This is a genomic window from Streptomyces sp. MMG1121 (assembly GCF_001280015.1).
Taxonomy (GTDB): Bacteria; Actinomycetota; Actinomycetes; order Streptomycetales; family Streptomycetaceae; genus Streptomyces.
Genome location: NZ_LGDV01000261.1, coordinates 1 through 10,679 on the forward strand (window position 1 = coordinate 1; position 10,679 = coordinate 10,679).

12 protein-coding genes and 1 pseudogene are annotated in these 10,679 nt (G+C 69.5%); 5 read left to right on the forward strand and 8 right to left on the reverse strand.

Features of this window, described 5'->3' with window-relative positions; all coding sequences use genetic code 11:
- Nucleotides 1-9 precede the first annotated feature (9 nt).
- Together ADK64_RS45720 and ADK64_RS40940 are read left to right on the forward strand one after the other, a co-directional pair.
- A complete protein-coding gene (locus ADK64_RS45720; RefSeq protein ID WP_324614509.1) occupies nt 10-126 on the forward strand; it encodes a carotenoid oxygenase family protein in 117 nt (38 codons plus the stop codon).
- Between the two features lie 86 nt (nt 127-212).
- Nucleotides 213-1,439 carry an alpha/beta hydrolase family protein gene (locus ADK64_RS40940; RefSeq protein ID WP_053667338.1) on the forward strand — a complete coding sequence of 409 codons (1,227 nt, stop codon included), beginning with the start codon at nt 213-215 and terminating at the stop codon, nt 1,437-1,439.
- A 565-nt stretch (nt 1,440-2,004) separates the two neighbouring features.
- On the opposite strand, the gene ADK64_RS40945 is transcribed toward ADK64_RS40940, so the two are convergent.
- Nucleotides 2,005-2,373, reverse strand: a complete 369-nt coding sequence (locus tag ADK64_RS40945) for a VOC family protein (protein ID WP_053667339.1) — start codon at nt 2,371-2,373, stop codon at nt 2,005-2,007.
- Between the two features lie 63 nt (nt 2,374-2,436).
- On the opposite strand from ADK64_RS40945, the gene ADK64_RS40950 reads away from it, so the two are divergent.
- On the forward strand, nt 2,437-2,895 hold the full coding sequence (locus ADK64_RS40950) for a MarR family winged helix-turn-helix transcriptional regulator (protein WP_053667340.1): 459 nt from the start codon (nt 2,437-2,439) through the stop codon (nt 2,893-2,895).
- Between the two features lie 265 nt (nt 2,896-3,160).
- Here ADK64_RS40950 and ADK64_RS40955 read toward each other — a convergent pair whose 3' ends face one another.
- The gene (locus ADK64_RS40955; RefSeq protein WP_159046469.1) at nt 3,161-3,547 is read right to left on the reverse strand and encodes a hypothetical protein; all 387 of its coding nucleotides are present in this window, start codon (nt 3,545-3,547) and stop codon (nt 3,161-3,163) included.
- 535 nt (nt 3,548-4,082) lie between these two features.
- Here ADK64_RS40955 and ADK64_RS40960 point away from each other — a divergent pair.
- A pseudogene (locus tag ADK64_RS40960) lies at nt 4,083-4,391 on the forward strand (IS5/IS1182 family transposase); the annotation flags it as partial.
- A 105-nt stretch (nt 4,392-4,496) separates the two neighbouring features.
- Here the strand turns inward: ADK64_RS40960 and ADK64_RS40965 are convergent.
- From ADK64_RS40965 to ADK64_RS40990, 6 genes are all read right to left on the reverse strand, one after another.
- The gene (locus ADK64_RS40965) at nt 4,497-4,853 is read right to left on the reverse strand and encodes a hypothetical protein (RefSeq protein WP_053667342.1); all 357 of its coding nucleotides are present in this window, start codon (nt 4,851-4,853) and stop codon (nt 4,497-4,499) included.
- Between the two features lie 279 nt (nt 4,854-5,132).
- Nucleotides 5,133-6,788 carry a gamma-glutamyltransferase family protein gene (locus tag ADK64_RS40970; protein ID WP_063790037.1) on the reverse strand — a complete coding sequence of 552 codons (1,656 nt, stop codon included), beginning with the start codon at nt 6,786-6,788 and terminating at the stop codon, nt 5,133-5,135.
- Nucleotides 6,789-7,065: 277 nt separating this feature from the next.
- On the reverse strand, nt 7,066-7,365 hold the full coding sequence (locus ADK64_RS40975) for a hypothetical protein (protein ID WP_159046470.1): 300 nt from the start codon (nt 7,363-7,365) through the stop codon (nt 7,066-7,068).
- A gap of 59 nt (nt 7,366-7,424) precedes the next feature.
- Nucleotides 7,425-8,639, reverse strand: coding sequence for a winged helix DNA-binding domain-containing protein (locus ADK64_RS40980; protein ID WP_053667345.1), 1,215 nt, complete (start codon nt 8,637-8,639; stop codon nt 7,425-7,427).
- A 13-nt stretch (nt 8,640-8,652) separates the two neighbouring features.
- Nucleotides 8,653-9,069, reverse strand: a complete 417-nt coding sequence (locus ADK64_RS40985; protein ID WP_053667346.1) for a VOC family protein — start codon at nt 9,067-9,069, stop codon at nt 8,653-8,655.
- 51 nt (nt 9,070-9,120) lie between these two features.
- Entirely contained in the window at nt 9,121-9,840 is a 720-nt protein-coding gene (locus ADK64_RS40990) for an NADPH-dependent F420 reductase (RefSeq protein WP_053667347.1), read from the reverse strand.
- A 96-nt stretch (nt 9,841-9,936) separates the two neighbouring features.
- Between ADK64_RS40990 and ADK64_RS40995 the strand changes: the two genes are divergently transcribed.
- On the forward strand, nt 9,937-10,679 hold a 743-nt coding region (locus tag ADK64_RS40995; protein ID WP_234384931.1), incomplete at its 3' end, for a helix-turn-helix transcriptional regulator.

Genomic DNA, 10,679 nt, shown 5'->3' on the forward strand with positions numbered 1-10,679 from the left:
CACCTACTCATCCTCGACGCCTCCGGCCTCAACCACGTCGCCACCATCCACCTGCCCCACCGCGTCAGCGCCGGACTCCACGGCACCTGGATCCCCGACAGCGCCCCCGGGCGGAACCAAGGCTGAACACCACCACCTGCGCCGCGGGGGACGGACACCGCTCGTCCCCGGCGGCGCGGGCCGCTGAAGACCCCTCACCGCAAGGAGCGATCATGAAGCCCCTGCTGTTCCCGAAGGACGCCCAGTTCTGGTACGAAACCCTGCGGTCATTCGGCCACATCACCTACGGTGGCGCCGACTTCGGCGAGGTCGTCGCGACGAGCATGCGCATCGTGGAGGGCGACTACGACAGCTGGCACGACGAGTGGCTGGCCACTGCCGAGCGGGTGTCCGCCGAGGCCCGGCGGGCCCTGGCACAGGGCCACCCGGTCAGCGCCCGTGACGGTTTCCTGCGGGCGTCGAACTACTACCGGTCGGCGGAGTTCTTCCTGCACGGCAACCCGCACGACCCCCGCCACCACCACGCCTACGAGCGCAGCGTCGAGTGCTTCCGCGCCGCCGCGGAGCTGTTCACCACGCCACGGATCGAGCCGGTGAACATCCCCTACGAGGGCGGCACCCTGCCCGGATACCTCTACCGGGCCGATGCCTCCACGACGGCGCGGCCGACCGTGGTGATGCACAACGGCTTCGACGGCACGGCGGAGGAGATGCACTACTTCGGAGCGATGGCGGGTGCGGAGCGCGGCTACACCGTCCTCGTCTTCGAAGGCCCGGGGCAGTCGGGGCCGCTGCACCGCGACGGACTGGTCTTCCGTCCGGACTGGGAGAACGTCGTCGGCCCCGTCCTCGACTTCGCGCTCACCCTGCCGGAGGTCGACGGGGACCGCATCGCGCTCCTCGGCAACAGCATGGGCGGACTGCTCGCGCCGAGGGCGGCGGCCTTCGAACGCCGGCTGGCCGCCGTGATCGCCCTCGACGGTGTCTACGACCTCGGCCAGGCGGTCACCGGCGTCGTACCCGGCGACCGGGACGAGACCGAACGGCGCTTCCGCTCGGACTCCGACCCCGAACTCGACGCCCGGCTGGACCACTTGATGGCCATGAACCCGGTCATGCGGTGGGCGTTGAGCCACGGCATGTACGTGATGGGAGCCGACACCCCCCGCGCCTTCGGCGCCGCTTATCTCGACTACCACCTCCGCGACGGCATCGCCGAACGCATCGAATGCCCCACGTTGGTCTGCGAGGCCGTCGAGGACCTGTTCTTCGCAGGACAGGCCCGACAGCTCTACGACCACCTCACCTGCCCCCGGACCCTGATCGAGTTCTCCGCGGCGGAGGGCGCCGACGCCCACTGCCAGGCGGGCGCCCAGCGACTGGCCATGGCCCGCATCTACGACTGGCTGGACGACACGGTCGTGCTGCAGTCGTCGTAGGGGCGGTGTGAGGTGATCGCACGGTCACCCGGCCGACTTCGCACATCCGGGAGTTCAAGCAGGTTCTGGCCAACTTCTGTGATCTCTCACGCACTGTAACGTCTCGGGACTCGACAGCCTTCGTGACTCGTTGACAGACCTGCTCAGGCTGCGGAGCGACTCCAGCAGAGCTCGTGACGGGCCCGTCAGGATGCCAGCAGGACTCATATCCGCAACACGCTGAAGCCAGCCCGACAGATGCCTTGAGCGGCACGACGGTGCTGACCGAGATGTGGCCGGTCGACGTGCGAACCGGCAGGCTGCGGTGGACGCCGGAGACGGCCCGGCAGAGGGCGGGCCACCACGGCCCGGGACCCGAGACAGTGCAGGAGAAGGACGAAGGCCGGAGCGGCAGACTCGCCGGTGAACCCTCCTCGTACACCTCACAGGCTTCACGGGCATCGGCCGCGGCCCGGCACGAACACCGGCCTCCAGGCCGGGAGCGGCTGTGCCCGATCGGGCGGTAACGGCGTCACGCACGAGCCTAGGGCGCAACCGCTGCTGATCGTCCGGGGCGTTTGGTCGGTCAAGCGCGGTCGTGGAGCGTGACCTGGTAGCCGTCGGGGTCGGCGAAGGTGAAGGTCCGACCGAAGGGGCCGTCGATCGGCGCGGAGACGATGGTGTGACCGTCGGCGACGAGCGCGTCGTGGATGGCCTGGACGTCGGTGGCGTGGAGCCAGATCGCGGCACCGATGCCGGGCTGAGCGACGGATGCGAGGTCGGTGCCGGGAATGACGTCGCGGAGTGCGAAGGCGATCGGCTTCGTCTCGAAGACGACGGCGTGCGGGGGCCCGCCCGGCGAGCGGATGAGGCCCAGGTACTGCTCGTAGAACGCCTGCGAAGCGTCGAGGTCGCGCACTTGGAGCGAGATGAAGTCGGGGCCGGTGGCGGGAATGATGACGCTCCTTCTTTTCGTGTCAGTTTTCTGACATGCATCAAACTATGTCAGAATACTGACATGAGTCAAGAAGGTGTCGGCGTCGACCTGGAGACGTCACTGGGCTACCTGCTCAAAGAAGCGTCGAGCGCGCTCCGCGCGGCCATGGAGGAAGTGCTGCGGCCGCTCGGAATGAGCGTGACGCACTACTCCTGCCTGGAGCTGCTGGCGCAACGACCGGGCTTGTCGAACTCCGAGCTCGCGCGGGGCGCGTTCGTGACACGGCAGACGATGAACGTGCTGCTCCAGGCCCTGGAACGAGACGGCTACGTGACCAGGCCCGCGGAGGCACCCGTCGGGAAGGTGCTTCCCACGCGGCTCACGCCTAGCGGCCGACGAAGCCTCGAGAAGGCGAGCGCAGCCGTCCGGTCCGTCGAGGCCAGAATGCTGGGGGGCCTGACCGGGACCGAGCAGTCAGACGCGTTCCGGATCCTGCAGAACATGATCCATTCCCTGCGCGGTGACAACGAGGGTGGATAGCTCGTTCCGCGGCGCACGTCTCGTCGTACTCGGACAGGAGTACGGCCGAGCCTGAAATCCGTGTCGGCCACCTCGAAAACCGGCAGACCCCGACTACACCCTCTACTGCGATGAGCCGGAAAAGGCACCGGTCTACCGGCTCACCGCTGCCGGTGTCCCGCAACAGCCGGATCAACACCCGTGCGGACAGTCTGGGATGCCGGGGCCGCGACGCTGCGCACGCGCTCGTGCGGGTCGCCGAACAGCCGCACAGCCGATTCGGGCGTCAGCCGTGGGTCGGATACAGCCCGGTGCCGTACTCCTCATCGCTGTCACAGCTGCACCTCTCCACCAGCTCGGCCGTCGACTCCGGGTCGTCCAAGGCCAGTTGGCGCATCCTCGGGTTCGGATCGTCGACGTAACGGAGCAGGTTGCGACGGGGAAAGTCGGGGTGGCCGTGGGAGCAGTCGGGGGCACTGAGGCTGCTGGTCCACCACTGCCACACCTTCAACAGCATGTCGGCGGGCGCGTCGTCGCAGGGTTCCGCGAGGAAGAGCTGGACGACCCGGTCGTCGTCGTGTGCGAGGAGTTCAACGACGTCGGGCGGGAGGCGCCGCCCTCGGGCGGCGCTCCTGCGTACGAGGGGATGGGGGGAGGCAGCCAAGCGGCGCATGACGCTGGGATCCTCGTGCAGTGCCATGCCCCAGTCGAGCGGATAGTAGTGACCGCGCGGGTCGAAGTCGACGTGGATGCCGGCCCGTTGTTCCCTCGGTGAGGCCGGAGCGTGTGGCCACCGAGGAACGGACGTTCTCGTCGGGGTCCCGGGCGAGGACGTTGGCCAGGTCCGGGTCCAGGCGTGGGTTGCCCGCGAGGGAACGGCGCTCGGCCGGCTCGCCGTGGTGGACCAGGTGTTCGGCGAGGCCGTGTTCCAGACGGCAGGTGTCTACCGCGCGGTCTTTGAGTCCCGCGGTGTCAAGGACCGCGCGGGGCATCGGCTCGTCTTGGTGGTATTGGAGCAGCGTCTCAATGCGGACCTTGCCGGACGGGTCGTTGAGAAGCTCGCGCCGAGCCGGGGTTTCCGAATGACGCCAAGCCGTTCGGCAGGCCGAGGCCCCTACCGACGGATCGACGTAGGCAGCCAGGGCGATCAGTGTCCGTATGGGCAGTCCGGGAAGGCGTGCCGTCTCTTCACGGACCCGGGCGGAAGGATCGGCGGCGACAAGGCGTACCCTTCTCGCCGCAACCGTCGCTACCTGCGCAGACGGCAGATCAAGCACTCCATCCCCGAGCCGAAGAACCAGCGGGCCAACCGCCAACGCCGTGGCAGCGGGGGCGGACGGCCCGCCGGTTTCGACAAGACGATCTACAAGCGCAGGAACGAAGTCGAGCGGACGATCAACGCCCTCGAGAACTCTCGCGCCGTGGGCACGAGGTTCGACAAGCGCGCCTACGTCCTCCGCGGCACCGTCACCGTTGCTTCGATCCGACTCCGGGTTCGTTCGCGATCCGCTGGATAGGCCCAGACAATCGGAGTCGGTCCCATCTGCCGCTGGGCAGGATCGGCCGCCCAGAGGAGGCTGGTGAACTGGTGCTATTCCTTGCAGCGGATACGCAGTCCTACATTAATGGCGGTCGGTCAGAAACACCGAGCGCAGCTTGAGTCGGTCCGTGGCGGGGTGCCCGTGCGGGCGCAGCGTCCAGGACTTGCCGGTGCAGTTGGGCTCGGTGAAGACCATCGCCCATGTGTCGGTGTTGTTGTGCGGGGCGAAGGCAGGTTCGGTGGCGCCCGGGTCCGCGGCCTCGGGGAGCGTGATGCAGCCGGGGCTGACCGGGTCGTGGAGAGTGGACTGCTGGGGCGTGCCGTCGAGCCCGACGAACTTGTAGGAGAAGTCGCCGGTGGCGGCACTGGCGGACCCCGGTTGCATGATGAGGAGAGCGAGCGCGCCGAATGCGGCGGCAGCGGCGTGGCGAATGCGCATGAAACCCTTGCCTTTTCCGAGAAGTTGGCGGCTTCCTGGGAGGCCGGACCCTGCGAGTCGATGGATCTGTCTGCGCCCTCCCCTGGCAGCGGCCCCCTGAAGCGCGATGTCACCCGCGCGTGGGCCGATGTATCGATCCTTCGCACGCCGTGCGGGTCAGCTGGGGCCTGTCCGCCCCTGATCCGCCGGACACTGCCTAGCTCTGCTTCAGTTGCCCAATGACCAGCTACTCGGCGAGCGTGCCATCCGCTGGGGTGCAGGATGGGGGCGGTGGTGGTGTCAGCCTCCTGCGGCGTCGCCGTCCCTGCGGGGGTCGGCGGCCGCGAGGAGTGCGCCGCCGGGGGTGATCTCGATCAGGGCGGCTCCGCTGCGCAGTGGTACCGCTGTTGCGCACGGGTGACCCAGGGCGCGGAGTCCCGGCAGGAAGCGCTCGGCTCGGGTGCCCTGTTCCACGTCGGAGCGGACGTCGCGCAGGCCGTTGCAGTGGTCCGTGGGGGTCTGGCCGCTGACATGGCCGTGCGCGAGAGCTGTGCGCGGGTCGAGGTGGTGGATGAGGGTGTCGAGGATCTGGTGGGCCACGTAGTCGGGGATGGGGCCGCCGCCTGCCGAGCCTGCCACCAGGCGTGGCCTGCCCTGGGAGGTGAAGGCCAGGGTGGGGGCCATCGAGGTGGTGGGGCGTTTGAGCGGTTCCATGAGGTTGTGGCCACCCGTGCCCGGAGGTGCGAAGTTGGTGAGGGCGTTGTTGAGGACCATGCCGCGGACGAGGAGTCCCGAGCCGAAGTTCTGGTTCACCGTGGTGGTCATGGACAGGGCGTTGCCGTATCCGTCCACGATGCTCACCTGGCTGGTGGCGTCGTTGCTGACGGTGCCGGGAGCCGTGGCGGTGCACAGGCCGGGGCGTACGCCACGGACGGCGGTGGTCGGAGAGATCAGTGCGGCACGCCGGTCGAGGTAGGCAGGTGACAGGAGCCCGGCCACCGGGACGTCACCGAAGTCCGGGTCTCCCGCACAGGCCCGTGCGTCAACTCCGGCCAGCCGTCCGGATTCGATCAGCAGATGAGCATGGCCGAGTGTGCCGGGCGTCCGTGCGGCGATGCCCTTGCGGCCGGCCAGGGCGAGGATGCCGAGGACGCCGATGCCGCCGAAGGCCGGCGGCGGGGCCGTGCACACCCGGTAGCCCACTGCCTGGCGGCACAGGGGAGTCCGCTCGCGGGCCCGGTAGTCCACCATGTCCCGCACCGTCATGAGTGAAGGGATCACCGCAGGCCCCCGACTGTCGGTACTCGGCTTGAGGGTGCCGCGCGCGGCACCCTCCACCAGGGCAGGTGCGATCCCGCCGCGTGGTGCGTAGAAGGCGTCGGCTCCACCGGCCGCGACCTCGTGCAGGACCCGGGCAAGCTCAGGGTTGGCCACCGTCGCCCCGGTCGGCACGGGCCGCCCGCCCGGGCAGTACAGGGCCCGCACCCCGGGGTATGCACAGCCCTCCCCGGCCATGTCGTGAAGGTAGCGGCCTGCCGGAAAGCCGCGGGCAGCCAGCCGCCTGCCCGCGTCGAAGAGAGAACCCCAGGGCCGGCGGCCGAACCGCTGATGGAGCAGGCCGAGAACCTTCACCGTGCCGGGAACCCCCACCGCACGCCCGGTGTGCTCGACACTGTCGCCAAAAGTCCGGATGCCGAGGCGCTGTTCGTGCGCGGTGGGCAGGCGCAGTCCCCAGGTGGTCACGGCCGGCGCCTGCGCGAGCCCCTCGAAGAAACGGACACGACGGCGCCCGCCGTCCCAGTAGAGGATCTGAGTGCCCCCGCCCAGCCCGGACGACTGCGGCTCGACCACCGTCAGCACCGCCTGCACGGCCACCGCCGCATCCGCCGCGGTACCCCCACGCCACAGCACCTCACATCCCGCCAAGGCCGCCAGCGGGCTGGCAGCCACAACCATGAACCGCCTCCCCCACACCGGACCGGCAGCAGAACGGCCGACACCCGGCACGCACACACCGTGCCGCACAACCTCGACGGAAAACCCCGTCCCGCGCGCACCGGGCCAGACACCCGGCGCGAGGAACAAGAGCGAGCAGAGACAGGACACGAGGACGTTCAACATGCAGCGGCGAAACAACACACAGCCTCCGGAGCACAGCCCACCGACACCTCGCAGCACCCACACTCCGCCACCCGCCGCAGAGCGAAGACGTCCGGCAGCACAGCCGCACGGCCTAGCTGGGCAGAAGCACAACACCCGTGATCGTCGACACCACGTTCTGCAGAGTCGAGTCGATCAGATTGACCTTGTTGAGCATCTGGTTGAGGTTGTTGGTGATACCAGTGCTGCCGTTGCTGCCGAGGATGTTGCTGATCTGGCCGGGGAGTTTGCCGGCACTGGAAACGATGCCGCTGGGACCCGGATCGTTGGGCTGGCGCTCAGCGGCCTGGGCAGGAGCAGCCAGCATGATGCCGCCCAGCGAGAGAAGAACGCTTGCAGCAGTCGCAGCGACAGATCGGCGGGCAGTCTTCATTGCGCATCTCCTGGAGAGGTGAGCGGAATGGGGGCGATCTGAGCTAACCACCCCGGCGATCAGATTGCTCGTTTCGTGGCGAGATGGCGTTCGAGAGGAGTGCGGTAGCACGGGGTAACCCGGGTTGTGCCGAGGAATCCGGTCAGACGGCCGATCTCCGTCTCGATGGCGGTGCGGGCTTCACGGCCGGGGTCGGCAAGGAGGTGGCGGTTGATGTGTCCGTCCTCGTGCTGCGCCCAGGCGCCGATGATGCGGCCGTTCCACCAGATGGTGGGGCCGATGTTGCCGTTGCGGTCGAACAGGGGCTTGGTGTGGTCGGGATCGAGGTACCAGTCACGGTGCCGCCAGCCCATGGCGGTGGGATCGAGACCGGGCAGCAGCGCGGCCGCCGGCTCGGGTCCGGCCGGGGCGGCCTGGGTGGTGTCGAGGTCTTCGGGCAGGAAGTAGCCGGTGCCTTCGTCGAGTTCGACGGCCTGGGCGCCGGTGGCGGCCAGGGCCTTGCGGGTGTCGGTGAGACTCCAGCCGGTCCACCACTTCACGTCATCGACGGTGACCGGGCCGAACGCTTTGAGGTAGTGGCGGGCCAGGCTGGTCTTCGCGTCCGCGACAGCGATGCGGGTGAGCGGCTGGGCGGAAGTCCAGCGGAACTGTGCCGAGGTCCAGGAGCCGGCAGGTCGGGAGCGGCGGATACGGCCCTCCGCGGCCAGCACGGCCAGGACGTGGGAGCTGGCGCGTTGCCGGGTCTGGTAGGGCTTGCCGGGGAAGACGGTGATCTGCTCGCGCAGATCGGGTATGGCGGCGGCGAGTTGGGCGGCGGTCGCCTCCCCGCGGTCGGTCAGGGCATCGAGGACAGCCTGTTCGGCGGCCGTGTAGCGGTGCTCGTCCCAGCCGAGGGCATCGCCCAATACGGTCTGGGCATCGGTGCGGTGCCGGCCGGTGTTCGCGGCGGTGGTGGCGGACCAGATCGCCGGGGCGAGCGAGCGGGGCACGACGAACATGGTGCGGCGCATGCACCGTATGCGCTCCAGCACCGGCCCGCCGCCCCGGGGGCCGGCCGGCGTGCCGTAGAGCGCGGCATCGATGGCCTGCGGGGTGGGGGCGTGCATGCGGGCGGCCGCGGCGAGGAAGACGGTCGCCGGGTCGGTGGCATGCAGACCGATCAGGGCCTCGGCGGCCGCCTCGGCCGTCGCCTGGCGGGAAGAGGGTGCGAGGAGGTGGCGGCGGACGAGGCGAGCGCGGCGCTGGCTGGCGGTGATGCGGGGCAGGGTGGTCATGGGCGCGTACCAGTCAGTGGTCGGGATGGACACAGAGGGGCTGGCCTGACGGATCCAGCGGGACGGTCCAGTGCTTCCCGCCGGGCTGGTGTCCGGGTCTGGTTGCGCCCAGTTCCAGCAGTCGCAGCTCCGCCGCTGCCACGTCGTCGAACGCGAGGTCCATGTGGAAGGGCAGTTCCTCCTCCGGCCACCTGGGCCGCGGCCGGCGGCTCCTGGGCGGCGTGAAGGACGGGGAGGTGTGCAAGAGGTACATCGCCCCATTCACGTAGAACCCGCAGGCCGTCTGGGCGCCCCCTTCGTCGGGGCAGGTCTCGGTGACGGTGACGCCCAGGGCGGCGGCGTAGAAGTCGGCCAGGGCCGGGCCGTCGGGGGCCCATATGGCGTGGCAGACGCCCCTCCCGGCGATCGCGCCGGTGTTCCCGTTCGTCATGAGGGTGTCCCTTGTTCCGTCACGTTCGTCTTCTCGGTCCTTGGGCGCGGGTCAGCGCACGACTTTGATGCCGAAGTGGCCGCCGAACTGCTGGCCCAGGCCGAAGCCGATGGCGGAGTGCATGTGGGCGTACATCTCCATGCCGCGGGCGCACACCAGCGGACCGAGGTCGAGGACGTCGCTCCAGCCGTAGGACGTCAGCAGGTCGGTGGTCCGCTGCTTGGCATCCACGTGGTCGCCTGCGACGAACATGGTGTGGTCGCCCCCAGCGATGGATTTGGGGTCGACGACGGTGGTCTGTTCCTGGGTGACGAAGGACTTGACGACCTTCGTTTCGGGCAGGGCGCGCTGGATCTGCTCGGCGAGGCTGTCGGTGTCGCACGGGTCCAGCTTCGGCATGATCCCCCACGGCGTGGGCCAGGGATGCTCCGGCTGGTGCTGGTAGACGAACGGCACGGCGTAGTCGATCAGCGTCTTGCCGGTCAGTTGGTCGGCGATAGGGGTCAGGGCCGCGACGGCGTTGTGGCCGTCGATGCCGTTGATCACCAGGTGGTCGGAGGCCGCCGCGGCGTCGCCGAAGGTGTGCAGCTCGATGCCAGGGTGGTCTGCGAGGAACTGCTTGAACGGCGGGGTGCCCATCATGTCCGGTTCCGTGCGGGCCAAGGTGGCCTGCGGGTCGCGGGTGCCGACGTGGACCTCGTGACCGAGTCCGGCGAGGCGGACGATGTGGGCGCGGGCACCGCCACCGGTACCGAGAACAGCGATCTTCATGCGGGGGAATCTCCTGGTTTGCTCTGTGGGGACACCGTCCAAGGTAGGAGCAATTCAGGACAGGATCTGTCCTTTGACACGGGCATCATGGATTTCATGACGAGCGACATGACCGCCCGCATGCTGCGGCTGCTGTCCCTGCTCCAGACCCGGCGGGAATGGTCCGGCACCGACCTCGCCGGACGCCTCGAGGTCACCGTCCGCACCGTCCGCCGCGACATCGACCGCCTCCGCGCGATCGGCTACCCCGTCGACAGCGCCCGCGGACACGCCGGCGGCTACCGCCTCACCTCCGGCACCGACCTGCCGCCCCTCCTCCTCGACGACGACGAAGCCGTCGCCATCACGGTCGCCCTGCGCACCACCACAGGCAGCGGACTGTCCGGAATCGAGGAACACGCGCTGCGCGCCCTGGCCAAACTCGAGCAGGTCCTCCCCCGCCGTCTGCGCGGCCAGGTCACCGCACTGCAGACCTCCCTCGCCGGCATCACCTGGGAGGCACGCGGCCCGCGCGCCGACCCCGCACTGCTGGCCGCCCTCGCCGTCGCCTGCCGCGACCACGAGATCATCACCTTCGACTACACCACCCGCCACGACACCACCGGCCGGCGCCGCGCAGAGCCCTGTCACCTCATCGCCTCCGGCCCCCTGTGGTACCTCCTCGCCCACGACACCGACAAGAACGACTGGCGCCTCTTCCGCCTCGACCGCATCACCGACCCCCTGCCCACCGGCCGGCGCGTCCCCCCCCCCCCCGGCCCCCGCGACGACCCCCCCCCCTACGTCGCCGCCCGCCTCTCCCCCCCCCCCCCCCGTTCCCCCGCCATTGCCCCCATTCC

What these genes read in the sequence shown, in the direction of transcription:
- ADK64_RS40970 (WP_063790037.1), bottom strand. Translation starts at nt 6,788, where the DNA reads ATGGTTGTGGCTGCCAGCCCGCTGGCGGCCTTGGCGGGATGTGAGGTG.
- ADK64_RS40990 (WP_053667347.1), bottom strand. Translation starts at nt 9,840, where the DNA reads ATGAAGATCGCTGTTCTCGGTACCGGTGGCGGTGCCCGCGCCCACATC.
- ADK64_RS40985 (WP_053667346.1), bottom strand. Translation starts at nt 9,069, where the DNA reads ATGACGAACGGGAACACCGGCGCGATCGCCGGGAGGGGCGTCTGCCAC.
- ADK64_RS40940 (WP_053667338.1), top strand. Translation starts at nt 213, where the DNA reads ATGAAGCCCCTGCTGTTCCCGAAGGACGCCCAGTTCTGGTACGAAACC.
- ADK64_RS40975 (WP_159046470.1), bottom strand. Translation starts at nt 7,365, where the DNA reads ATGAAGACTGCCCGCCGATCTGTCGCTGCGACTGCTGCAAGCGTTCTT.
- ADK64_RS40965 (WP_053667342.1), bottom strand. Translation starts at nt 4,853, where the DNA reads ATGCGCATTCGCCACGCCGCTGCCGCCGCATTCGGCGCGCTCGCTCTC.
- ADK64_RS40980 (WP_053667345.1), bottom strand. Translation starts at nt 8,639, where the DNA reads ATGACCACCCTGCCCCGCATCACCGCCAGCCAGCGCCGCGCTCGCCTC.
- ADK64_RS40955 (WP_159046469.1), bottom strand. Translation starts at nt 3,547, where the DNA reads ATGCGCCGCTTGGCTGCCTCCCCCCATCCCCTCGTACGCAGGAGCGCC.
- ADK64_RS40950 (WP_053667340.1), top strand. Translation starts at nt 2,437, where the DNA reads ATGAGTCAAGAAGGTGTCGGCGTCGACCTGGAGACGTCACTGGGCTAC.